Origin of the sequence: Stenotrophomonas sp. NA06056, assembly GCF_013364355.1 — a bacterium.
GTDB lineage: Bacteria > Pseudomonadota > Gammaproteobacteria > Xanthomonadales > Xanthomonadaceae > Stenotrophomonas.
In genome coordinates this window covers 2,167,222-2,189,910 of record NZ_CP054931.1, presented here as the reverse complement: position 1 = coordinate 2,189,910, position 22,689 = coordinate 2,167,222, and the positions used below count along the sequence as shown (strand labels likewise).

Below are 22,689 nucleotides of genomic sequence, written 5' to 3'. Positions count from 1 at the left end.
GCCTGTCAGGCGTACGCGTCCAGCAACCCGCGCTGGCGGATCAACTGCGACGCCGATACCGTGGTATCGCCCAGTGACGGTTCTCCGTCACCGCCGCGACCGCCACCGGTGGCCTGGCTGCCCGGATTGCCGTCACCACTGTGCTGCTGGCCGACATCGGCATGCGCCAGCTGGAAGCCCTGCTCGCCGAGCAGTTCACGCAGGCGCGGCAGGCTGCTTTCCAGCGCCTGGCGGACATCGACATGCGGGCTGCTGAAGCTGGCATGGACCTTGTCGCCGTTCATCTGCAGGCGCACGTCCACCGGGCCGAGGTCTTCCGGATTGAGGCGGATATGGGCATGGCCGATCTTCTGGTCCGCCAGCCAGCCGATGCGCGCGCCGATGGCCTGGTCGAAGCCATCGTCGCCCAGCACCGGCTTCGGTGTGGGTTCGCCATTGAAGACGGCATTGCTGGCCAGTGCGGCCTTCAGGTCCTGCAGGGCGGCGGGCAGCGGGGGCTGCAGCGGCGCCGGCGGTGCGCGGTCGCCGATCTGCAGGCTGTCACCGTCATCGGCACGATCCAACGCCTTGCCACCCAGCACCAGCTCGGGCAACGGCAGGCCGCTGGCTTCACCGTCGCCGGCAGCGGATGCCGATGCGTTGGCGGCTGGCGCTGCCGCACCTTGTGCTGCGTTGGCCGCCACTGCGGCGGCCGGAAGTGCCGTGGCGGCCGTGGGCAGCGCGCCAGCCTCGGCGTCGCTGGCTGTCGGCGTCGGCACCACGGCTACCGGATCGACGCCGGTGGGCACGGCCAGCATCAGTCCGGCCAGACCCAGTGGCGGCCAGGGTGCGTCGTCCGTGCTGGGCGGGGTGTCCTCGTCGCCGGCGGTTGCGGGTGTTGCCGGTGCAGCAGGCGTCGATGCCGTGGCGTCCGTGGCGGCTGTTTCGCCGTCGCCCGGCCGCGTCGTCGACGTGTCCTGCTTGCCATCGGAGGTGGACGTTGCGTCGCCCGGTTTCGCCGGGCTGCTGCCCGTGCTGGCGGTGCCCGCGGCGCTGGCATTGCGTGTGGATGCGCTGCCGCCCTGCAGCATCCTGCCAAAATCCTTGCCCGAATCACTGCTTGAGGTGCGTGCACTGGCGGCATTGCCACTACCGCCCGGTGTCGGTGCGCTGGCGTTGCTGCTCAGGGGGGAGGGCATCACGAGCCGCCTCCCTGCTCGCCATCATCCTGGTCTTCGGTCTGCGCCAGACGCGCACGGCGTGCGCCGATGTCGTCCATCTCGCGCTGGTCACGGCGGTCGGTCACCACCTTTTCCTGCGCGCGGTAGCTGGCGGCCAGCTGTTCCAGCACTGCCTTGTCACGGCTGGCCAGGATCAGGCGCGCGCGCTCGGCTTCGACCTTTTCGCGGTTGCCGTTGACGGTCTGCTGCTGCTGTTCCACCGCGCTGTCCAGCCGGTCCAGGAATGCACGCCGGTTCAACAGCTGCGCCGGGCTGGTCGCGGCCATCTGCGCGTCGGCCATCTGCTGCGAGGCGTACTCCTCGGCGTAGCGACGCAGTTCATCCAGGCGCGACAGATGGGTGTCGAGCACGGTCTGGCGTTCGGCCAGGTCGCGGGCGACTGCATCTTCGTGTTCCTGGGCCCGCTTCAGCAGCGGATCGATGCGCTTGGACTGGATCATGTCAGCCTCTCATTCTCTTGTTCCACCAGGCGCTGCAACGCCGCCTGGCTGTGCGGTAGATCTGCGGCCTTGGCAACATCCTGGCCGAGGAATTCCATGATTTCCGGCCAACGCTCAAGCGCCTCATCGGTCGCGGCGTCGTTGCCGCGCTGATAGGCGCCGATGGCGATCAGGTCGCGGTTGGCCGAGTATGCCGAGACCAGTCGTTTCAGCTTGCGGATGCGCAGGCGCCACGGTTCATCGGCGATTTCCGTGACCACGCGGCTGACCGACGATTCCACGTCGATGGCCGGGTACAGGCCGCTGTCGGCCACGCGGCGCGAGAGCAGGATGTGGCCGTCGAGAATCGCGCGCGCGGCGTCGGCGATCGGGTCCTGTGGATCGTCGCCTTCGGTGAGCACGGTGTAGAAGGCGGTGATCGAACCGCGGCCCTTGGCGCCGTTGCCGGCGCGTTCGACCAGCGCCGGCAGCTTGGCGAACACCGATGGCGGATAGCCGCGGGTCGTGGGCGGCTCACCCACCGACAGGCCGATCTCGCGCTGCGCCTGGGCGAAGCGGGTCAGCGAATCCATCAGCAGCAGCACGTTCAGGCCCTGGTCGCGGAACCACTCGGCGATGGCGGTGGCGCGGTAGGCGCCATGCAGACGTGCCAGCGGCGGCCGGTCGGCCGGACTGGCCACCACCACCGCGCGACGCAGGCCTTCCTCGCCCAGGGTGCTTTCAACGAAATCGCGCACTTCGCGGCCACGTTCACCGATCAGGCCAACCACGATCACGTCGGCCGCGGTGTAGCGGGTCATCATGCCCAGCAGCGTCGACTTGCCGACGCCGGAGCCGGCGAACAGGCCGACACGCTGGCCACGGCCGATCGGCAGCAGCGCATTGATCGCGCGCACGCCCACGTCCAGTGGCTGGGTGATCGGCTCGCGTGCCAGCGGATTGATCGATACGCCAGCCATGCCGACGTGGCCTTCAGCGCGGATCGGACCCTTGCCGTCCAGCGGCACGCCATCGCTGTCGATGACGCGGCCAAGCAGACCTTCGCCCACTTCCACGCCGCCACGTCGGGCCGACGGCACCACCCGTGCATTCGGCAGCAGGCCATGCAGTTCGGCGCTGGGCATCAGGTAGGTGCGTTCGCCGGCAAAACCGACTACTTCGGCATCGACCCAGCCGCCGTCGACCACTTCCACCTTGCAGCTGGCACCCAGCGGCGCTTCGCAGCCGACCGCCTCGAGCGTCAGTCCGACCGCCCGGCGCAGCACGCCTTCGCGGATCAGCCCGCGACCGTGCGCGGTGTCGACCTTCAGGCCGTCGAGACGGTTGGCCAGGCGCAGGTTGCGGGCAACGGCCCAGTCGGCCGGCGGCGAAGACGGCGACACGGTGTCGGTGTTCATGCGATGGCTCCGGTCTGGCGGATCACAGCATCCAGTGCGCCGCGCAGGCGGGCTTCCAGCGTTCCGTCGATGCGTACTGCCTCGGCATGCACGCGCAGGTCGCCACGGCCCAGGCTGGTGTCAGGCACCAGCCGCTGCTGCGGCGTCAGGGTCAACAACGGGGCGAGGGCGGTGATGTCATCCGGATGCAGGCGTACTTCCACTTCGCGGTTGCTGCCGCCGACAGCGTCGATCGCCTCGCCGACCAGTTGCCCCAGCAGCGCCGGATCAGCCTCGTAGGCACGGCCTACCAGCGCACCGGCAATGCGTACCGCCAGCTCGCCGAGCGCGCCGACCACTTCGTTTTCCAGACGCGCCAGTGGCCGCCCGAAGTTGTCGAGGATGCCCTCGATCTGTGCGACCAGCCGGCGTACCTCGGCCTGGCCCTGGCTGAAGCCGTCGGCATGGCCGTGGTCGAAACCTTCCTTCTCGGCGCTGTCCTGGATCGCCTGGATTTCTTCCAGGGTGGGCAGCTGCAGCGGCGGCTCCGGCTCATGCTCAGGGTCCGGCTCGGTGAGTTCGAAGGCCTCCTCGCGGTCCAGCACGGGTTCGGGCTGGGCCAGCAGGTCCGGGGCAAGCCAGCGCACGACGTTGCTCACAGCATCGCCTCCGCGCTGCCACCGATGGTGACGGTGCCTTCATCGGCCATGCGCTTGACGATGGCCAAGATCTCGCGCTGCGCCACTTCCACGTCGGACAGGCGTACCGGGCCGCGCGCTTCCATGTCTTCCAGCAGGATCTCGGCCGCGCGCTGGGACATGTTGCGGGTGATCTTGTCGCGCACCTTGATGTCGGCGCCGCGCAGGGCCAGGCCCAGGCGTTCGCCACTGACCTCGCGCAGGACCAGCTGCATCTCGCGGTCGTCCAGGTCCACCAGGTCGTCGAACACGAACATCAGGTCCTGGATGCGGCCACTCAGCGGTGCATCGATGCGTGCGATTTCACCCAGGATCGCCTGGTCCTGGCCGCTGTCCATGAAGTTGAGGATGTTGGCCGCGCACTGCACGCCGCCGATGTTGGACGACTTCAGGTTCTGGTTGCCGGCGAACTGCCGTTCCATGATCTCATTGAGTTCGTTCAGCGCATTGGGCGGAATGCCGTCGAGGGTGGCGATGCGCAGCAGTACGTCCACGCGGGTGCGGTCGGGCAGCAGCTTCAGCGCGTCGGCGGCCTGGTCGGTTTCCAGGTGCGCCATCACGATCGCGATGATCTGCGGATGCTCGTTGCGTACCAGGTCGGCCACCGCGCGCGGGTCCATCCACTTCAGTGCATCCAGGCCGGTGGTATTGCGGCCCAGCAGGATGCGGTCGATCAGGTTGCCGGCCTTCTCGCTGCCCAGCGCCTGCACCAGCATGTTGCGGATGTAGTCGTCCGAGCCCACGCCCAGTGACGTCTTCGAGCCCAGTTCCTGGCTGAACTGGTCCATCACCCGTTCCACCTGTTCGCGGGTGATGTCGGACATGGTGGCCATGGCGATGCCGATTTTCTGCACCTCCTTCGGTTCCATGTGGCGCAGCACTTCGGCTGCGTCCAGTTCACCCAGCGACAGCAGCAGGACGGCAGCGCGCTGCACGCCGGTCAGGGGGACGACCTCAGTCATTGGCCACCCAGCCCTTGACCACCTGGGCCACGCGCTTGGAGTCGGTCTTCACGGCTTCACGGGCCATCCGCAGTCGTTCCTCATATGAATCCACCGGCAAGGCCAATGCTTCCGGCCCGCCCAGGCTTGCCCGGTCGGCGCCCAGCGCCGGCAGCGGGGTGCCATCGTCATCGACCAGCTGCACGTCCGCGGTATGCGGCTCCAGCGCCAGTTCTTCGTTCTTGCTGTTCTGGCCGGTGATGCCACGCAGTGCCGGGCGCAGCACGCCGAACAGCAGTGCCATCACCACCAGCGCACCCAGCAGCATGCGGCCGGCATCGTGCACCCACGGCAGTTCCCACCAGGCGGGGCCTTCCACCGGCGTGGTGTCACGCACGAACGGGGCATTCATCACCGACACGGTGTCGCCGCGCTCGGCATTGAAGCCGACGGCCTGCTTGACCAGCGCTTCGACCCGGGTCAGTTCGGCGGCCGACAGCGGCTGCGGTGCAACCTTGCCGTTGGCGCCGGCGCGCGGCACGTTGTCCACCAGCACCGCCACCGACACGCGCTTGATGCGGCCAGCCGGCTGGCGCGTGTGCTGCAGGGTACGGTCCAGCTCGTAGTTGCGGGTCGCGTTCTTGCTGCTTTCGGTCGGAGTCTGCGCGGTGGCAGGTGCGGCCTGCTGGCCCGGCGGACTGTTGCTGGTCGCGCCCGGCACGCCCTGCGGGCCCGGTGTGCTGCTGGTGTTCTCGCTCATCTGCTCGCTGCGCAGCTTCTGCGGTTCACCGTTGTAGAGTTCGCGCGCCTCTTCGGTCACCGAGAAGTCCATGTCGACGCTGACTTCCGGATTCACCCGACCGGGGCCGGTCATCGGTTCCAGCAGTTCGCGGATGCGCTGGTTGAACGAGGTTTCCTGGCGGCGCACCTGTTCGAACTGGGCGGCGTTGACTGCTGCCTCGCTGTTCGGGTCGCTGACGCTGAGCATGCGACCGCTCTGGTCGACCACGGTCACGCGCTCGGGGGCCAGGTCCGGAATGCTGGCCGCGACCATGTGCACGATGGCATCGACCTGACTGCGTTCCAGCTGTTGGCCGCCACGCAGTTCCAGGGTGACCGAGGCACTGGCCACGTCACGCTGGCGGGTGAAGGCACTGGGCTTGGGAATGGCCAGGTGCACGCGCGAATCGCGCACCGGGCGCAACGTGTTGATGGTGCGCGACAGTTCGGTTTCCAGCGAATGCTGGTAGCGCGCGCTTTCCACGAACTGGCTGACACCGAAACCGGGGTCGCGCTCCATCAGTTCAAAGCCGAGCTTGCCGCTGTCGGTCAGGCCCGAGCCCGCCAGTTTCAGGCGGGCATCGTGCAGGTTCTTTTCCGGCACGGTGATGCCACCGGTGGCCGGGTCCAGCTGGAACGGAATCTGTGCGGCACGCAGCAGGTCGGTCGCTTCAGCGGTGGCCTTCTGGTCCAGGCCGGTATACAGCGGCACCATGCCCGGCTTCTGCGACCAGAAGAACACGAACAGCCCGGCCGCCACGGCCACGGCGATCATCGCCATCAGTCCGAGCCGACGGGTGATCTGCAGGCTTTGCAGCCGATCGAACCACTGGCCCGCTTTTTCGGCGTTCAGGGATTCCTTGGAGAGCGACAGGGCCATGCGGTTCTATCCTTACAGCGGCATGTTCATCACGTCCTGGTAGGCCTGGACGAGACGGTTACGGACTTCCACGGTGGCGCGGAAGGCGATCTGGGACTGCTGCGAGGCGACCATCACCTTGGCCAGGTCGGCGCCGGGTTCACCCAGTTCGAAGGCTTTGGCCAGCGCGCCGGATTTCTGTTGCGCATCGTTGACGCCGGCGATGGCGCCGCGCAGGGTTTCGGTGAAGCTGGCAGGCTGGACCTGCGGCGCATCCAGCACCGTGCCCGGCAGGGCATTGCTACGCGGCGCTTCGGCCAGCGGGTTGAGCGCGGGCTGTCCCACCTGGGTCTGGTAGGAGCGGATCTGGGAAAGGATCGAAGTGACGGAGTGGGACATCTGCAACGGTTCCAGAAACAGGGATGGGGGTGTCTGCTGGAGCTAGTGCAAGTGCCGTGCCGAAATCGCTGATCGGTTCAGTGACGTGAGGGTTGGGGGTGTTGGGCAGGGCTGCGCCCTGCACCTGCCGAATCGACGTCAACGTCAACGTCAACGTCAAAAACCTGCATTCCGTCGGGGGGCGGGGTGGGTCCGGTGGCGGGGGACGCCGTAAACCCATCCATGGGGGCTTGGCCGCGGCATCCATGCCGCGGACACCCCCGCCACCGGACCCACCCCGCCTTCGACAGATTTCCGCGATCTGTCGGAACCTGCTGCTGATGGTGGGTGCCGACCGTTGGCCGCTGTTGTGGTGGGTGCCGACCGTTGGTCGGCACGCTGTTCGCGCCATTTAACCGGCGTCGGTTTTCTGGCCTAGGGCTGCAGGGTCCACCGGCCGGAATTCTGGCGCTGGCGTGGTGCGATGGGGCCGTTGTGCTGGGTGTAGATGAAGCGGCCCTGGCGGTCGGTCTGGCAGGTCAGCAGCAGCGTGTAGTGGGCGGGTCCGGCCGGATGGTTTTCGCTCATCCGGATTTCCGCCACGTGCGGGGCCAGGCGCTGGTAGCGATAGCTGCCGCCGATGCGCAGGTCGGTTCCCAGGATGTCCAGGACGTACTGGTTGCCGGCGAAGCTGACCTGCACCATGCGTCCGGCGTTGGGGTTGTCGGGCGCGTACAGCGGATCGCTGAGGTTGGTGAACTGGCGCTGGTCCAGCGTGGCGGGCAGGGTGCAGTCGGCGGCCGTGGCCAGGGCCGGGCAGAGCAGGGCGGTGAGCAGAGTCAGGCGACGCATGGCGGAACCTCGTTGGGATGTTCCTGCCATGCTGCGCAATGCAGCTGCGTTGTCTGTAGGAAAACATGCAAAAGCAGCGAGCCGTTCTTCGTGCCGTCATCCGTCATCCACGCATGGCGTGGATCTACTGAGCAATCCGGCCGCTGCTGCAGACCCACCCGCGCATCGCGCAGGAAGTCAGCTGTTGCCGTTGCTTCGGCCGTTGCCTCTGCGGGTGCCGGGCGGCAGCCCGGTAACACCCCCAGAAACACCAACGCCCGGGCAAGCCCAGGCGTTCGTGCCCCCTTCGTGCTGGCAACGCGGGTCAACTGGCCAGTTCGGCCTGCTCGCGTTCGATGCCGTACTTGCGCAGCTTTTCCACCAGGGTGGTGCGGCGCAGGCCGAGCAGCTGGGCGGCGTGGGCGACCACGCCCTGGGTGCGCTCCAGTGCCTCGTTGATCAGGCCCAGTTCGATGTTGGCCATGTGGTTGCGCAGGTCCAGGCCGTCGTCCGGCAACGCGGCCGGTGCTGCGGCACGGTTCACTGCAATGCCGTGTTCGAGCGACGGCTGGTTGCCGCTGCCCGGGGTGTGGAACGAGAAGCTGCGCAGGTCCAGGCGCTCTTCGCTGGCGACCACCGGCGGGGCTGCGGCGACAGCCACGGTGGCCAGCGCGGCATCGCCGCGATAGCGTGCCGGCAGGTCCTGTACGCGTACCGACGCACCCGGGTGCAGCACCGCCAGGCGTTCGACCAGATTGGTCAGCTCGCGCACGTTGCCCGGCCACTCGTAACCGGCCAGTGCCTGCAGTGCTTCCGGAGTGAAGCGCACTTCGCCGCGGCCGGTGCGTGCCAGCTGGGTGGCGATGGTCTCCACCAGCGCCGGCAGGTCCTCGCGACGTTCACGCAGGGCCGGTACGTCAATGGGAAATACGTTGAGGCGATAGAACAGGTCCTCGCGGAACTTTCCATCGGCAATCCGGCTCTCCAGGTCGCGGTGGGTCGCGGCGATCACCCGCACGTTGCAGCGGATGGTCTGGTTGCCGCCCACGCGCTCGAAGCTGCGCTCCTGCAGCACGCGCAGCAGCTTGACCTGCATCGGCAGGCTCATGTCGCCGATCTCATCGAGCAGCAGGGTGCCACCCTCGGCCATTTCGAAACGGCCCTTGCGCGCCGTGAGTGCGCCGGTGAAGGCGCCCTTCTCGTGGCCGAACAGCTCGCTTTCCAGCAGTTCCGCCGGAATCGCGCCGCAGTTGATCGCCACGAACGGACCATCGCGGCGCGGCGAGCGCTGATGGATGCTGCGCGATACCACTTCCTTGCCGGTGCCCGATTCGCCCAGCACCAGCACGGTGGTGTCGAATGCGGCGACCTGCTCGATCATGGTGCGCAGCTCGGTCACCGCCGGGCCATTGCCGGTCGGGCCCTGCTCCTGCACGGCACCGGCCTGGTGCTCGGCATCCAGCCGCTTGAGGCTGGCACGACGCAGCAGGGCTTCCATCTGCGCATGGCGCAGCGGCGCCTCCAGCGGCCAGATGTTGGCTTCGTGCAGGCCATGCCGGTGGGCGAATGCAGTGGCATCACCGTCGGCCAGCAGCACCGGCGGCGGCAGGCTGCTGCCCCCCAGCCAGGCGTACAGCGCGGTGCTGGCGGCACTGTCGTCGAGGTTGCCGACGATCACCGCCATCCAGTCGTTCTGGCGCTGTCGGGCCAGGTCGAAATCGGCCGCATCGGACACCCAGCGCGGGTTGAAGTCCATGAATTCCAGCAGGGCGACGGTGCGCTCGGCACGCACCGCATCGTTGTCCAGTACCAGGATGCGCGATTCGCTCACGACCGATCCTCCCTGAGGCCTTCCAGGATCGGCATGACTTCCTGGATGTAGGACAGCTTGCTGACGAAATTGTCGGCACCGGCGCGCAGCGCGTGTTCGCGATGCTCGACGTCATCGAAGTGGCTGGCGATCACGATGTAGGGCGCATCATCCTGCGACTTGATCAGACGGGTGGCCTGCAGGCCGCCCATTTCCGGCATCGCCAGATCCATCAGCACCACCTGCGGGCGCAGGCTTTCCGAGCGTTCGATCGCTTCCAGGCCGTTGCCGGCGCTGCCGACGATCTGCAGCCAGTCGATCTTGCGGAAGTGGCGCATCGCCGCGTTGATGAAGCCCTCGTGGTCATCGACCAACAGAACTGTGAGCTTGTTCATGTCCAACATCCTTTTCAGCCCACCCGGGCCAGCTGCGGTTGCCTGGCGTTGACCCGGCGCCGTTCACGGGCCGGGGCGATGTCCAGTTGTTCGCGGTATTTTGCGACGGTTCGACGGGCAATGTTCACCCCCTGGCGGGACAGCAGGCCGGCGATGGCCTCGTCCGCCAGCGGGCGGCCGGCGGGTTCGGCGTCGATCAGGCGACGGACCATGGCCTTGACCGCCTGTCCGGACACGCTGGCCCCTTCCAGGCGCACCGCGAAGAAGTGTTTGAGCTCGAAGGTGCCGCGCGGGGTCTGCAGGTACTTGCCGGTGGTGATGCGCGAAACGGTGGATTCGTGCATGCCGATTTCCTCGGCCACTTCCTTCAGGGTCAGCGGCGCCATGGCTTCCTCGCCACGTACCAGGAAGGCCGCCTGGCGCTCGACGATCACCCGCGCGGTGCGCAGCAGGGTGTCGTAGCGCATCGACAGGCCGCGGCTGAACCAGCGCGCCTCCTGCAGCATCTCGCGCAGTGCCGGGGCGGCATCGCCACTGTCGGTCAGGGCTTGTTCGTACTGGCTGTTGATCGACACCCGGCGGCTGGTGGCCGGGTTCAGCGCCACTTTCCACTGATCGTCGCCGTGCCAGGCGACCACATCCGGCACCACCACCGCATTGCGTTCGGGCAGCAGGCTGTCGCCCGGGCGCGGCTGCAGCGACAGGATCAGGCGAACCGCTTCGCGTACGTCCTCGATCTCGGCGTCGTGCTGGCGGGCGAGGGCGGGGTAGTCATGTGCGGCCAGGGCATCCAGTGCGCCCTCGAGAATGCGCGCAGCCAGATGCCGGGCCGGCACTACGCCGTGCAGGCTGCACAGCTGGGCCAGCAGCGATTCGCGCAGGTCCTGCGCGGCCATGCCGGCCGGCTCGCCCTGCAGCAGGTGCTGACGGATGGCTTCAACGCCGTTGCCATCGATATCGAACTGCGCGCTGGCCAGCAACTGCAACTGCGCCAGCGGTGCCTGCAGGTAACCTGCATCGTCGCAGTGTTCCAGCCAGAAGGCGGCCACCGCCAGTTCGCGCTCGTCCAGGTCCAGCGCCAGGCGCTGCAGCACGCGCAGCTGTGGGTCGGTCGATTCGCCGGCGGCAATGCGTGCCATGCGGTCGTCGTCGCCGTCCTGCCAGTTGGCGCCAGACACATCCCACATCGAGGATTCGGGCAGCTCGTCGAACGCGGCCGTATCGATCGTGGTGCTGGCTGCATCGGTGGCGTCAGCGGCGGGTGCTTCGGCGTCTTCGATTTCCAGCAGCGGGTTGGAATCCAGCAGGCGCTGGATTTCCTGCTCCAGGTGCAGGCCGTCCAGCTGCAGCAGTCGGATCGACTGCAGCAACTGCGGGGTGAGGTGAAGCTGTTGGCCCAGCTGGGTCGAAAGTGAAGCCTTCATTGCAGTTCCCCGGCGCCGCTCCCCGACGCCTTGTGGAACACATCTTGCTTTTGATCCTGCAAGGGCGGAATCGGGGGGTTCCTGAGGGGATTGGTGGCATTCCCGACAGCGTGTAAGGAAATTCCCTACACGGACGCGGGAATTTGACGATCCCGCTCGCTAAATCGTTGATTCGTGGTCGGTCGCCGAGGTGGCTGTTCGCGCCAGTGGCACGGAATCCCGTCGGGGTGCGTGTGGGTGACGGTATTTCGTCGCCCGTCCTGCGCGCGGCACCGCGGCGTCACCCGCGGCGAGTGGAGGTCATTCCAGCTCGTGCTGGTGGCGCGCAGCCAGCAGCAGCAGATCATTGGCGCGACGGCAGCCCAGCGATTCCATCATGCGTGCGCGATGGGTTTCCACCGTCTTGACGCTGATGCCCAGGTCGGCGGCGATTTCCTTGTTGCTCTCGCCCTTGCCGATGCGGCGAAGGATCTCGCGCTGGCGCGGCGACAGCGCGGCAATGCCGGTCGGCTTTTCGCGCCCAAGCATCGGCGCCAGCATCTTGGCCGAGATCTGCGGGCTCAGGAATACCTGGCCGGCATGCGCGGCACGCAGCGCCAGTTCCAGTTCCTGCGGCGCGGCATCCTTCACCACGAAACCGACCGCACCACGATCGAGCGCATCGCGCACATGGGCGGCGTCATCGTGCATGGTCATCATCACGATGCGCGTGCCGGGTGCGCGCAGGCGGATGTCGCTCAGCGCTTCCAGGCCGGTCCGGCCGGGCAGCGACAGGTCCATCAACACCACGTCCGGCGCATGCAGCAGGGCCATCTGCAGTGCCTGTTCGGCATTGCTGGCCTCGGCGACGAGCTGCACGTCGGCAAACCCCTGCAGCAGCCGCGCCAAGCCGGCGCGAACCAGGGTGTGATCGTCGACGATGAGAACTCGCACAGGCACGCTGGAGGTTGGGGAGGGGGGACCACCTTAACTTAGCTGAACGGGCGCGCCAAGGGCCGTCCGTCCGTCTGCATGGTGGCAGATTTCAGCGTGCGCGGCGGGCCTCGGCCACCTGCCGCCGATGCAGCCGGAACAGATGCCGTTCCATCGCCATTTCCAGGCCGTCGCCGAGGCGATGGAAGCGCAGCCACAAGTAGTGGCCACCGCCACCATCGGCCGCTTCGGCAATGACTTCCACCGGCAGGTCGATATGGTCGGGAAGCCAGTCGCTGGGCTGCAGGCGGACCACGCCGGCCTGACCGGGCAGGCTGCCGCTGCGTGGACCCAGTTGCAGGCGGATGCCGCGGCGCGACCAGCGTACCGGGCGCAGCGTCGGCTCCTGGCCCTGCTGGCGGATCAGGCGGCCGAGCAGGACCATGGTCAGGTCCACTTTGGCCTCCAGCCGCTGCAGCTGCAGGCTGGCTTCGCTGCGTTCTTCGTGTTCGTCAATGCGGCTGTCTTCGACCAGGGCCAGGCTGCGCAGCAGGCCTTCGGCGCTGCTGGTGCGGCCCACTGCACTGCCGGCCTGGAACTCGGCCGGCAAGGCCAGTTCGCAGCTGAGTGTTTCGTCGAACAGCTCGCTTTCGGCAGGGTGATGCAGGGACGTGGTCGGCAGGAGGGTCATGCCAGCGATTCTGCCTGCAGGTAAGCACGCGCGGCGCGAAGGGAGCGGCGGCCATCCTGCAGCTGCACCGATACCGCATCGCGACGCTGCCGCAGCAGGCCAAGCAGGCTCTGCTGGCGCTCCAGCAGGGCCGACAAGGGTGCGTGGTCGGCGCTGCCCAACGGCTGGCTCAGCAGCGAGTGCAGGGTGCTGTCATGGCCATCCAGAAGGCTGTCGGCCTGTTCAAAGGCTTCTTCCTCAAGTGCCTTCTCGAAGGCATCCAGCTGCGCGTTGAGTTCAAGCAGGCTCATGGCGCCACCGCCGCAGGACGGCGCTGCTCGTGCGGGATGGCATTCCAGGCACCGTCGATCTCGCCCAGCAGCTGCAGCGATTCGTCCAGCGCAGCGCGGTCGTTGTGCAGGTTCGCCTCGGTCAGGCGCTGCAGCAGGTAGTCGTACAGCGCCGACAGGTTGCCGGCGATCTCGCCGCCGGCTTCATGGTCCAGCGAGCCGTTGAGGTGGGCGACGATCGCGCATGCTTCGCCGATCGCCTTGCCCTTGCCGGCCTGGTCGCCTTGATCGAGGGTGGCCTGTGCACGGCGCACGCGCTCCAGTGCGCCGGACAGCAGCAGCGCCACCAGTTTGTGCGGATCGGCATCGGCGACCGCACTGGTCACACCCACCTGGCGGTATTGCTCGGCGTACTGACGGCTGGAACCGTACATTCGTGATTCTCCCTTGCGCGGGGTGCCGGGGTGCGGTCGGAGGGACCGTTGACGCCGGCACTGCGATGATTGCTGTTGCGTCCGTTATCGGTGCGTACGGCGCCAAACTTGAGCGCCGTGCGTGTTTCCTCAGCGGTTCAACTGGGCCAGCTGCTGCGACAGCGCACTGCTGCTCTGGCTGAGCTTGCCCATCAGGCTGTCCAGCGCCAGGAACTGTTTCTTGTAGCGCGCTTCCACACCGGTCATGCGCACGTCCAGCGCCTTGCGACGCTTGTCGATGTCGGTCAGCGTGTTGTTCAGGCTCTTGGTGCGCGCCACGAACGCGCCTTCCTTGCCGACCGTGGTGCTCACATAGCCATCGACCATGGTGAACAGTTCGCCGGCACCGCCCTTGTCGCCGGTGATCGCCTGGCGGATCTTTTCCGGCTGGCTGCCGAGCGCGGCAGCGAACTTGGTGGTGTCCAGCACCAGGCTGCCATCGGCGTTGGGGAAGCCCCGGGTCTGCAGGCCCAGCGTCTTGGGATCAAGGCCGTCTGCCGACAGGTTCTTCAGCACGGCGCTCATCACCGAGCGCAGCTGGCTGGCCGCGCCGCGCATCTGCGCGTCACCGGTCAGCGAGGAGGCTTCCTTGGTCTTGAGGTCGTACTTGGTCTCGGTGTTGATCGCCGCCAGCGCCGCGTTGTAGGCGGTGACGAACTCCTGCATCACTTTGGTCGCCGCGGTCGTGTCGGTGCTGATGACGACCGTGCTCTTGCCCTGTTCCTTCAGGTTCAGGGTCAGGCCCGGCACGGCATCGGCCACGGTGTTGCTGGCGCTGGTCACCTCCACGCCATCGATGGTCAGCAGGGCGTCCTTTGCCGGGGTGTTTTCCTTCAGGCTGCCAACCAGGGCGCCGAGCTTCGGATCACTGCCGCCGTACTCCAGTTTGATGGCACTGGCCGCGCCGGTCTTTTCCTGGGCGATGGACAGGTACTGGTTGTCGCCGGAACTGATCAGCGTGGCCTGCACGCCCTCCTTGCGTCCGGCGGCATCGATCTTGTTGCGCACCGTGGTCAGTGTGTCGCCGGCTTCGACCTCGATGTTCATGGTCTTGGCCTTGTCGCCCACGCCAACGGTCAGCGTCAAGGTTCCGGCACCGAAGGTGTCGGTCTTGGGTACCGAGGTGTCGGCGATCAGCTTGTGCGCCGACGCCAGGTTCTTCACCTCGACCAGATGCGTGCCGTTGGACGCGGCGGCCTTGGTGGTGCCTACGTCGTACAGCGCCACGGACGCCGTCAGCACGTCATTGGCGTTGTTGGGGCCGGCCTTGCCGGTGGCGGTAACGGTGCGGGTGTCGAAGGCGGTGGTGGCCTTCAGCGCGGTCAGTGCGGTCTTCAGCTTGTCGAAGGCCGAGGTGACCGTGCCGATCGACGACAGCTGCATCTTGGTCTTGGACTGCTGCAGGTTCAGCGCATTGTCGGCCGGCTTGCGGTCAGCCGCGACCAGCTGGTTGACGATGCTGGAAATATCCAGGCCTGAGCCAATGCCACCGTATCCAAAGTCTGCCACGTCGTTTCTCCTGGTATACGGGCCTGGCCGTCGTGCGGCGGCCCGTCGTCAACGAAAATAGCGGCCTGCGCCGCTGGGTCTTGAGGACTTCGTTGATGCATGTGCCGTGCCACTGGCCGCAGGGGCGGTTCTGGCACGCCGGTTGCAGGAGATCTGGGGCAGGGTGCGGGTGGGTTCACCGCGGGCTGCCGGGGGTCTGTAAAAAACCCTCCCCCAATGCAGGGGAGGGATCAGGCTACTGACAATCGGGGGGAGACGAAGCCGCCCGGTACGTACAGTCAAAATGCACAACGCTGAAAGAGAGGTCCGCAGAGGCGGGCGATGCCAAGCCGGTTCGGGACGTTTCCCGGGCCGGGCATAGCCCGCACCTGTGTACGCCGTGGCTGTCGGGTTGCCGCTACCGTCGGTTCAAGCCGACGGTAGCGGCGCCTTCTTGCCGTGGATCAGCGCAGCAGGCTGAGCACGCCCTGCGGCACCTGGTTGGCCTGGGCCAGCATGGCCGTACCGGCCTGCTGCAGGATCTGGGTGCGGGTCAGCTCAGCGGTTTCCTTGGCGAAATCGGTGTCCTTGATGCGGCTGCGCGACGCCGACAGGTTCTCCGAAGAGGTCTGCAGGTTGGCAACCACCGAGGTGAAGCGGTTCTGGATCGCACCGAGGTCGGCGCGGGTGCTGTTGATCGCACCCAGGGCCTTGTCGACCACTTCCATTGCCTGCTGTGCACCCTTCACGGTGGACACGTCGATCTTGTCGGCAAAGCTCTTGGCCACTGCGGTGGTGCTGGCAGCGATGTCGGCCGGGCCGGTGGCGCCGGTCCAGGTGCCGGTTTCCACGGCGATGCCGAGGAAGGCGCCGTTCTTGTCGACGCTGTCCTTGACCGAGCTCAGGTTGATCTTGCCGCCGCCGGCGGTATCGATCTCGGCCAGCACGCCGGTCTCGCCGATCTTGGCGTTGATGGCAGCGACCATGGCCTTGGTGGCCGCGTCCTGGGTCTTGGTGCCGTCGGCACCACCCTGGGCAGCGACATCGATGCCATCGATGGCCACCGCAGCGCCGGAGGCGTTGGTGATGGTCATGCCGGCAACCTTCAGGCCGGTCGCGCCGTCAGCCGGAGCGGCCACGGTGAAGGACACGGCATCGAACTGCGCACCGCCCAGGGCATTGGCCTTGGCGTCGATGGTCTTGTCGATGGCGATGGCCTGGCCCGCATTGGCGCCGACCTGGAACAGCTGGCTGGAGAACGAGCCGTCCAGCAGCTTGGTGCCGTTGAAGTCCGACTGCTTGGCCACGCGGTCGATTTCGCTGACCAGCTGGGTCACTTCGGCCTGCAGCGCCTTGCGGTCGCTGGCGGAGTTGGTGGCGTTGGAGGCCTGCACCGACAGCTCGCGGACGCGCTGCAGGTTGTTGCCGATTTCGGTCAGCGAACCTTCGGCGACCTGGGCCAGCGAGATGCCGTCGTTGGCATTGCGGATGGCCACGTCGGTACCGCGGATCTGCGTACCGAAACGCTCGGAGATGGCCAGACCGGCCGCATCGTCCTTGGCGCTGTTGATGCGCGAACCGGAGGACAAGCGCTGGATGGTGGTGGCCAGGGAGCTGCCGCTGGTGCTCAGGTTGCGCTGAGCGTTCAGGGACATCGTATTGGTGTTGATGACTTGTGCCATGGTGCTTTTCCTTTGGCGAAGGTGGAACGTGTTTCAGAAACCGGGCGCGGCCTCAGCCGGCGCCCGGTGATCGATCAGAGAGCGGATCAGCGCAGCAGGCTGAGCACGCCCTGCGGCACCTGGTTGGCCTGGGCCAGCATGGCCGTACCGGCCTGCTGCAGGATCTGGGTGCGGGTCAGCTCAGCGGTTTCCTTGGCGAAATCGGTGTCCTTGATGCGGCTGCGCGACGCCGACAGGTTCTCCGAAGAGGTCTGCAGGTTGGCAACCACCGAGGTGAAGCGGTTCTGGACGGCGCCGAGGTCGGCGCGGGTGCTGTTGATCGCACCCAGGGCCTTGTCGACCACTTCCATTGCCTGCTGTGCACCCTTCACGGTGGACACGTCGATCTTGTCGGCGAACTTCTTGGCCGGAGCTGCCGGCGCGGTCACGTCGTCGGTGTAGGTCGCGCCGGTAGCGGCGACGGTGAAGCCCTTGTAGGCACCGTCCTTGTCGACGCTGTCCTTGACCGAGCTCAGGGTGAGGCCGGTGCCTGCGGCATCGACTTCGGCCAGCACGCCGGTTTCACCGATCTTGGCGTTGATATGAGCAGCCAGTGCCGTGGCAGCGGCGGTGCCGGTAGCGGCGACGCTGCCAGCGCTCTTGACGGTCAGGTCAGCGAAGTCGACCTTGGCGCCCTTGCTGTCGGTGATGCTCAGGCCGGTCAGGGCGATGTCGGCGGTGGCGCTGCCGGCAGCGGCGATGGCAACCTTGCCGCTGGCGAACTGCGCACCGCCCAGGGCATTGGCCTTGGCGTCGATGGTCTTGTCGATGGCGATGGCCTGGCCCGCATTGGCGCCGACCTGGAACAGCTGGCTGGAGAACGAACCGTCCAGCAGCTTGGTGCCGTTGAAGTCCGACTGCTTGGCCACGCGGTCGATTTCGCTGACCAGCTGGGTCACTTCGGCCTGCAGCGCCTTGCGGTCGCTGGCGGAGTTGGTGGCGTTGGAGGCCTGCACCGACAGCTCACGGACGCGCTGCAGGTTGTTGCCGATTTCGGTCAGCGAACCTTCGGCGACCTGGGCCAGCGAAATGCCGTCGTTGGCATTGCGGATGGCCACGTCGGTACCGCGGATCTGGGTGCCGAAACGCTCGGAGATGGCCAGACCGGCCGCATCGTCCTTGGCACTGTTGATGCGCGAACCGGAGGACAGGCGCTGGATGGTGGTGGCCAGCGAGCTGCCGCTGGTGCTCAGGTTACGCTGAGCATTCAACGACATCGTGTTGGTGTTGATTACTTGTGCCATGAGGAGAGGTCCTTGAGCGGTTGCACGTGAGTTGGGTTAGACGCCCCCGACGTGCCCCGGGGGCGGCTCATGTCAGCGCTGCAACAGGCTGAGCACGTTCTGCGGTACCTGGTTGGCCTGGGCCAGCATGGCCGTACCGGCCTGCTGCAGGATCTGGGTGCGGGTCAGCTCGGCGGTTTCCTTGGCGAAGTCGGTATCGCGGATGCGGCTGCGCGATGCGGACAGGTTCTCCGAGGAGGTCTGCAGGTTGGCGACCACCGAGGTGAAGCGGTTCTGGATGGCGCCGAGGTCGGCGCGCACGCTGTTGACCGACTCCAGCGCCTTGTCGACGATCGACAGGGCCTTCTGGGCGCCAACGGCGGTGGTGACATCAAGATCCTTGACGAAGCTGCTGGTGACGCCGGTGAGGGTGCCGCCATTGGTGCTGCTCTGGGTCAGGCCGATGTTGGCCAGGTCGGTGACGACCGCACCGGGGACCGTGGAGGCCGGGCCGGCGGCTGCCAGTGAGAAGGTCTGCCCATCCTTGACCGAGGCCAGGCTGATGACACCCGCATTGACCGAAGCGACCACGCCGGTTTCACCCAGCTTGTTGTTGATCGCAGCCGCGGTCGCGGCGCTGATCGACTCACCGGACTTCACCGAGATGTCGCCGATGTTGACCGACGTTGCGGTGCCACCCGGCGGGGTGACCACGACCTGCAGCTGTGAGAAGGTGGTATCGGCGGTGGCCTTGTCGGCTGCCAGCGCGGTGCCGGTGTAACCGTTGGCGAAGCTCGCCGCGCCCAGCGAATCGGCCTTGGCGTTGACCACGCTGTTGATGGCGATGGCCTGGCCAGCGTTGGCGCCCACCTGGAACAGCTGGCTGGTGAAGCTGCCGTCCAGCAGCTTGGTGCCGTTGAAGTCGGCCTGCTTGGCCACGCGGTCCACTTCCGAGACCAGCTGCGTCACTTCGGCCTGCAGCGCCTTGCGGTCGCTGGAGGAGTTGGTGGCGTTGGAGGACTGCACGGCCAGCTCGCGGATGCGCTGGAGGTTGTTGCCGACTTCGCTCAGCGAACCCTCGGCGACCTGGGACAGCGAGATACCGTCGTTGGCGTTGCGGATGGCCACGTCCAGGCCGCGGATCTGGGTGCTGAAGCGCTCCGAGATCGCCAGGCCGGCGGCGTCGTCCTTCGCGCTGTTGATGCGCAGACCGGACGACAGGCGCTGGATGGTGGTGGCCAGCGAGTTGCCGCTCGTGCTCAGGTTGCGCTGAGCGTTGAGTGACATCGTATTGGTGTTGATTACCTGTGCCATGGGGTCGTCTCCTCTTATGTGGAACCCGTTGGTGAAAGAAACGAAGCGCCGCCTGTTTTTTTGTTTGGCTGTGTGCTTCGCCGTTGCCAAATGAATAACGGCGCTTTGTCAACAACCTTTAGCCGGGAATTCCGTTGACACCGTAATTCGTGCGGGAAGGCTGTTTTTCCGGGGTTTGCGTTGCCCCAGGAAGGGCGGCCGGGCAGGGCCCGGCCAGCGCTGGAAGGGGTATCGGCGGCTGGCGGCCAAGCTGAACGACGGTCTGAAGCGCCGGGCCATGCCTGGCGGGCGCCGCGACGGCCGCAAACGAAAAAGGCCGCGATGCTTGGCATCGCGGCCTTCGGTTCCAGCGCTGGCGCGTGGAATCAGCGGATCTTGTTGAACAGCGACATCGACTGCATCTGCGAGAACAGCGTCTGCGCCGCCTGCAGCGCCGTGCTTTCCAGCTGGTACTGGCTCATCGCATCGGCGTAGTCCACGTCGCGCATCTGCGACAGCGTGGTCTTCAGCGTCACGCCGTTGGCTTCGCGCATGTCGGCGGCATTGTCCAGCGCCTTCAACTGCGCGCCACCGGCCGCACGCGAATCGATCATCCGCTCGGCGGCGCGTGCCACATCACGCAGGCTGCTCTGCAATGCGTTCTGCTGCACGGCCAGCTTTGCCGGCGAACCGGTGTCGGCTTCCAGTGTTCCGATCAGCGCGTCCAGGGTGCCGAAGATATCGCGGCTGCTGGACGGCGTGACCGCAAAGCTGTCACCGGCAGCAGGCTTGCCATCGATGTGCATGCGCACGCCATTGACCACGATGTCGTCGCCGGTTTTCATGTTGCCGGTGCCCACTACCGTGCCACCGGCATCCAGGACTTCGTACTGGTCCGCGGCGGTGAAGCGTACGCTGAAGGACTGGCCGTTCCAGGTGCTGGAGCCATCGCGGGTGACGTTGGTCAGCACGCCGGTGCCGGTGTTGCCCGCTGCCGGGCCACCATCCACGAAGCCATCGCCGGTGGGGATGCGCAGGAAGATCTCGCTGCCGGGCAACGCGTCCTGTACGTAGGTGTCAGGGCCGATTTCCACCTTGCGCTGGGTCTGGTCACCGCTGTAGACGATCTTGCCGCCCACCTGCGAGAACGGCGGGTCGCCATCGTTGGTGCCGCCAAACAGGTAGCGGCCGGTGCCATCGCTGCTGTTGGCCAGCGACAGCAGGTTGTCACGGATCGCCTTGATTTCAGTAACCAGCGACTGCTTGTCGGCCGGCGCCAACGCCGGATTGTTGGCGTAGATGGTCAGCTCGTTGATCCGCCCCATCATGTCGCCCACCTGGGCCAGGGTATTTTCCTGCACGCCCAGGCGGTTCTGCACGTTGCCGGCGTTGAGCTTCATGCGGTCCAGCGCGGCCAGGCTGCGGTCCAGGCCGACGGCGGCGCCGGCCGAGACCGGGTCGTCCTTGGCGCTGAGGATCTTGCTGCCGGTGGCGATCTGTTGTTCCAGATGGCTCAGCTTGGCCTGCTTGGACATCATCAGCGCAACGGACTGGCTGTACATCATGCTGGTGGAAATACGGGTGCTCATCGGCGCACGGCTCCCAGGATGGTCTGGAACATGCTGTCGGCGGTGGAAATCAACTGCGAGGCGGCCTGGTAGGCCTGTTGCAGGCGCAGCATGTCGGCCGCTTCCTCATCCAGGTTCACGCCGGACACTTCGTCGCGGGCGCTCTGTGCCTGGTTGGTGATGACCTGCTGTGCGTCCAGCGAGTACTCGGCCGAACGCGCGGCGGCGCCCACCTGCGTGGTCAAGCCGCCCAGCGCACCGTTGAGGGTGACGGTGCCGGCGTTGAATGCCTTTGCATCTTCCACCTTGGACAGCTTGGTGGCGTTGCTGTTGTCCGATGAGCCGGCCGGGGTGGGTGTGATGTTGAAGGTATCCCCGTTCTTGGGCACGCCATCGAGCACGAAACTCCAGCCGTTGGCGCTGATGGTCTGGCCGGGGGTGTAGGTCTGCGGCGGGCCGCCATCGATGGTGAACGTGGTGGCCGAGGTGAACACGATCGCTGCCGGATTGCGCAGGTTGGCATTGGCCGCATTGGTCACGGTAACGCCGCTCATCTTGCCGGTGCCGGTGTTGGCCAGCGCAGCCGCGCCCTTGACGGCAGCAGCAGCAGCGATGCGCGAAGGATCGGTGATCGCCACTTCCAGGCTGCCGGCAACGCCAGCGGTCGGCTGCAGCAGGAAGCGGTCATTGGCTGCGGGCGCACCGCCGACCACCAGCTTCACGCCGTTGATCAGCAGCGGGTCGGCAGCGGTACCGGTGCCGGTCATCGGTACCGTGGCGCCGGTGTCGGCGCGGCTGGCGGCCCAGTTGGTGCCGTCGAACTTGAGCACGATGTTCTGTGCGTCCAGCTTGCCGAGGTCGCCAAAGCTGGCGCTGATCGAGCCGGTGCCGGTATTGCTGCTGTTGCCGGTCACGCGCGGGGTACCGATGTTGAAGAAGTCCCCACCCATCTGCCCGTACAGATCCGCACCTTGACGGTGGGTGCTGTTGAAAGTCTCGGCCAGGCCGATGGCCAGCTTGCCCAGTTCGGCCTGGGCGGGAGTCAGCACGGTATCGCGGAACTCCAGCATGCCGCCGATCTGGCCGCCGACCGACTTCGGGTCCAGCTTGATCGTGCCACCCTGGGTCTGCAGTGCCAGCTGCAGGCGCTCGGGCTGGTAGGGGTCGGCCACCGTGGTGACCTTGGACGCGGTGGTGCCCACCACCAGCGCCTGGCCGCCGGCGGTGTAGACGTTCATGATGCCGCCGTCCTGGACCACCGCCGTGCCGCCGGTGTAGCCGATCAACTGCGAGATCAACTGGTCGCGACGGTCCAGCAGGTCCGGTGCGGCATTGGCGATGTTGGTGCCGATGGCACCGTTGATCTGCGCGATTTCCGCGGCGAGACGGTTGACCTCGGTGGCGCCGGCCTGCAGACCGTTGTTGACCTCGCCATTGAGGTTGTTCAGCTGCGTGTTGAGCTGGCCGAAACGGGTGGCCAGCGCCTTGGCGCCATCGAGCAGATTCTGCCGGTCGGCGGTGCCGGCGGCATTGGACGACAGGCCACTGACCGAATCGAAGAAGTTCGACCACACCCCGGCCACATTGGTGGCGGGATCGGAGAACAGTGCATTGACCCGGTCGGCCATGCCAGAGAGCTGCTTCAGGCGCGCAAGCTCACCGCTGCTGTCGAGCAGGCGCGAGATCGCCAGCTGGTCGGCGGCGCGACGGATGTCGACGATGCGAGTGCCGTTGCCAACGTCGCCGTAGCCATAGTTCTGCGGGGTGGCCGTGGCGAAGTCGACCTTCTGCCGGCTGTAGCCGGGCGTGTTGAGGTTGGCCACGTTGTGGCTGGTGGTGGCCAACGCACGCTGGAAGGCGAGCAGGGCACTGGTACCGGTGGAAAGTACGCTGGACATG

The 22,689-nt window shown here is 66.7% G+C and carries 21 protein-coding genes; all 21 read right to left on the bottom strand.

Going from position 1 to position 22,689, the window contains the following annotated elements; translation table 11 throughout:
• Positions 1–5 precede the first annotated feature (5 nt).
• Positions 6–1,178 carry a flagellar hook-length control protein FliK gene (locus HUT07_RS09695; protein WP_176020772.1) on the bottom strand — a complete coding sequence of 391 codons (1,173 nt, stop codon included), beginning with the start codon at positions 1,176–1,178 and terminating at the stop codon, positions 6–8.
• Positions 1,178–1,660, bottom strand: a complete 483-nt coding sequence (fliJ, locus tag HUT07_RS09690; protein WP_176020771.1) for a flagellar export protein FliJ — start codon at positions 1,658–1,660, stop codon at positions 1,178–1,180. Before fliJ ends, HUT07_RS09695 begins: the two co-directional genes overlap by 1 nt.
• A complete protein-coding gene (locus tag HUT07_RS09685) occupies positions 1,657–3,057 on the bottom strand; it encodes a FliI/YscN family ATPase (protein ID WP_176020770.1) in 1,401 nt (466 codons plus the stop codon). The genes fliJ and HUT07_RS09685 overlap by 4 nt, the downstream gene beginning before the upstream one ends.
• The gene (locus tag HUT07_RS09680) at positions 3,054–3,695 is read right to left on the bottom strand and encodes a FliH/SctL family protein (protein WP_176020769.1); all 642 of its coding nucleotides are present in this window, start codon (positions 3,693–3,695) and stop codon (positions 3,054–3,056) included. Before HUT07_RS09680 ends, HUT07_RS09685 begins: the two co-directional genes overlap by 4 nt.
• Positions 3,692–4,678, bottom strand: a complete 987-nt coding sequence (fliG, locus tag HUT07_RS09675) for a flagellar motor switch protein FliG (RefSeq protein ID WP_099818764.1) — start codon at positions 4,676–4,678, stop codon at positions 3,692–3,694. Before fliG ends, HUT07_RS09680 begins: the two co-directional genes overlap by 4 nt.
• Positions 4,679–4,688: 10 nt before the next feature.
• Complete coding sequence (gene fliF / locus HUT07_RS09670; protein WP_176020768.1) at positions 4,689–6,335, bottom strand: flagellar basal-body MS-ring/collar protein FliF; 1,647 nt, start codon at positions 6,333–6,335, stop codon at positions 4,689–4,691.
• Positions 6,336–6,347: 12 nt separating this feature from the next.
• Positions 6,348–6,713: a flagellar hook-basal body complex protein FliE gene (gene fliE / locus HUT07_RS09665; RefSeq protein ID WP_025878997.1), complete on the bottom strand. Its 366-nt coding sequence runs from the start codon at positions 6,711–6,713 to the stop codon at positions 6,348–6,350.
• Positions 6,714–7,127: 414 nt separating this feature from the next.
• The gene (locus HUT07_RS09660) at positions 7,128–7,544 is read right to left on the bottom strand and encodes a hypothetical protein (protein ID WP_176020767.1); all 417 of its coding nucleotides are present in this window, start codon (positions 7,542–7,544) and stop codon (positions 7,128–7,130) included.
• 304 nt (positions 7,545–7,848) lie between these two features.
• Positions 7,849–9,354, bottom strand: coding sequence for a sigma-54 dependent transcriptional regulator (locus HUT07_RS09655; protein ID WP_176020766.1), 1,506 nt, complete (start codon positions 9,352–9,354; stop codon positions 7,849–7,851).
• On the bottom strand, positions 9,351–9,728 hold the full coding sequence (locus HUT07_RS09650; protein ID WP_049460600.1) for a response regulator transcription factor: 378 nt from the start codon (positions 9,726–9,728) through the stop codon (positions 9,351–9,353). The genes HUT07_RS09655 and HUT07_RS09650 overlap by 4 nt, the downstream gene beginning before the upstream one ends.
• Before the next feature lie 14 nt (positions 9,729–9,742).
• Positions 9,743–11,152 (bottom strand): RNA polymerase factor sigma-54, encoded by a 1,410-nt coding sequence (gene rpoN / locus HUT07_RS09645; RefSeq protein WP_176020765.1) that lies wholly within the window; start codon positions 11,150–11,152, stop codon positions 9,743–9,745.
• Positions 11,153–11,452: 300 nt separating this feature from the next.
• Positions 11,453–12,085: a response regulator transcription factor gene (locus HUT07_RS09640; RefSeq protein WP_089241023.1), complete on the bottom strand. Its 633-nt coding sequence runs from the start codon at positions 12,083–12,085 to the stop codon at positions 11,453–11,455.
• A gap of 91 nt (positions 12,086–12,176) precedes the next feature.
• Entirely contained in the window at positions 12,177–12,755 is a 579-nt protein-coding gene (locus HUT07_RS09635; RefSeq protein WP_176020764.1) for a PilZ domain-containing protein, read from the bottom strand.
• On the bottom strand, positions 12,752–13,045 hold the full coding sequence (locus HUT07_RS09630; protein WP_176020763.1) for a hypothetical protein: 294 nt from the start codon (positions 13,043–13,045) through the stop codon (positions 12,752–12,754). Before HUT07_RS09630 ends, HUT07_RS09635 begins: the two co-directional genes overlap by 4 nt.
• Positions 13,042–13,458: a flagellar export chaperone FliS gene (gene fliS, locus HUT07_RS09625; RefSeq protein ID WP_025879005.1), complete on the bottom strand. Its 417-nt coding sequence runs from the start codon at positions 13,456–13,458 to the stop codon at positions 13,042–13,044. The genes HUT07_RS09630 and fliS overlap by 4 nt, the downstream gene beginning before the upstream one ends.
• 129 nt (positions 13,459–13,587) lie before the next feature.
• Positions 13,588–15,006 (bottom strand): flagellar filament capping protein FliD, encoded by a 1,419-nt coding sequence (fliD, locus tag HUT07_RS09620; protein WP_176020762.1) that lies wholly within the window; start codon positions 15,004–15,006, stop codon positions 13,588–13,590.
• A gap of 443 nt (positions 15,007–15,449) precedes the next feature.
• Entirely contained in the window at positions 15,450–16,667 is a 1,218-nt protein-coding gene (locus tag HUT07_RS09615; protein ID WP_176020761.1) for a flagellin, read from the bottom strand.
• An 86-nt stretch (positions 16,668–16,753) separates the two neighbouring features.
• A complete protein-coding gene (locus HUT07_RS09610; RefSeq protein WP_176020760.1) occupies positions 16,754–17,950 on the bottom strand; it encodes a flagellin in 1,197 nt (398 codons plus the stop codon).
• A gap of 72 nt (positions 17,951–18,022) precedes the next feature.
• A complete protein-coding gene (locus tag HUT07_RS09605) occupies positions 18,023–19,243 on the bottom strand; it encodes a flagellin (protein ID WP_176020759.1) in 1,221 nt (406 codons plus the stop codon).
• Positions 19,244–19,608: 365 nt separating this feature from the next.
• Positions 19,609–20,811, bottom strand: coding sequence for a flagellar hook-associated protein FlgL (gene flgL / locus HUT07_RS09600; RefSeq protein WP_176020758.1), 1,203 nt, complete (start codon positions 20,809–20,811; stop codon positions 19,609–19,611).
• Positions 20,808–22,688 carry a flagellar hook-associated protein FlgK gene (gene flgK / locus HUT07_RS09595; RefSeq protein ID WP_176020757.1) on the bottom strand — a complete coding sequence of 627 codons (1,881 nt, stop codon included), beginning with the start codon at positions 22,686–22,688 and terminating at the stop codon, positions 20,808–20,810. Before flgK ends, flgL begins: the two co-directional genes overlap by 4 nt.
• Between the last annotated feature and the right edge of the window lies 1 nt (position 22,689).

Coding starts and splice junctions, on each gene's coding strand:
- HUT07_RS09695 (WP_176020772.1), bottom strand. CDS start 1,178: ATGCCCTCCCCCCTGAGCAGCAACGCCAGCGCACCGACACCGGGCGGT.
- fliJ (WP_176020771.1), bottom strand. CDS start 1,660: ATGATCCAGTCCAAGCGCATCGATCCGCTGCTGAAGCGGGCCCAGGAA.
- HUT07_RS09685 (WP_176020770.1), bottom strand. CDS start 3,057: ATGAACACCGACACCGTGTCGCCGTCTTCGCCGCCGGCCGACTGGGCC.
- fliF (WP_176020768.1), bottom strand. CDS start 6,335: ATGGCCCTGTCGCTCTCCAAGGAATCCCTGAACGCCGAAAAAGCGGGC.
- fliE (WP_025878997.1), bottom strand. CDS start 6,713: ATGTCCCACTCCGTCACTTCGATCCTTTCCCAGATCCGCTCCTACCAG.
- HUT07_RS09660 (WP_176020767.1), bottom strand. CDS start 7,544: ATGCGTCGCCTGACTCTGCTCACCGCCCTGCTCTGCCCGGCCCTGGCC.
- HUT07_RS09650 (WP_049460600.1), bottom strand. CDS start 9,728: ATGAACAAGCTCACAGTTCTGTTGGTCGATGACCACGAGGGCTTCATC.
- rpoN (WP_176020765.1), bottom strand. CDS start 11,152: ATGAAGGCTTCACTTTCGACCCAGCTGGGCCAACAGCTTCACCTCACC.
- HUT07_RS09635 (WP_176020764.1), bottom strand. CDS start 12,755: ATGACCCTCCTGCCGACCACGTCCCTGCATCACCCTGCCGAAAGCGAG.
- HUT07_RS09630 (WP_176020763.1), bottom strand. CDS start 13,045: ATGAGCCTGCTTGAACTCAACGCGCAGCTGGATGCCTTCGAGAAGGCA.
- fliS (WP_025879005.1), bottom strand. CDS start 13,458: ATGTACGGTTCCAGCCGTCAGTACGCCGAGCAATACCGCCAGGTGGGT.
- HUT07_RS09615 (WP_176020761.1), bottom strand. CDS start 16,667: ATGGCACAAGTCATCAACACCAATACGATGTCCCTGAACGCTCAGCGC.
- HUT07_RS09610 (WP_176020760.1), bottom strand. CDS start 17,950: ATGGCACAAGTAATCAACACCAACACGATGTCGTTGAATGCTCAGCGT.
- HUT07_RS09605 (WP_176020759.1), bottom strand. CDS start 19,243: ATGGCACAGGTAATCAACACCAATACGATGTCACTCAACGCTCAGCGC.
- flgL (WP_176020758.1), bottom strand. CDS start 20,811: ATGAGCACCCGTATTTCCACCAGCATGATGTACAGCCAGTCCGTTGCG.
- flgK (WP_176020757.1), bottom strand. CDS start 22,688: ATGTCCAGCGTACTTTCCACCGGTACCAGTGCCCTGCTCGCCTTCCAG.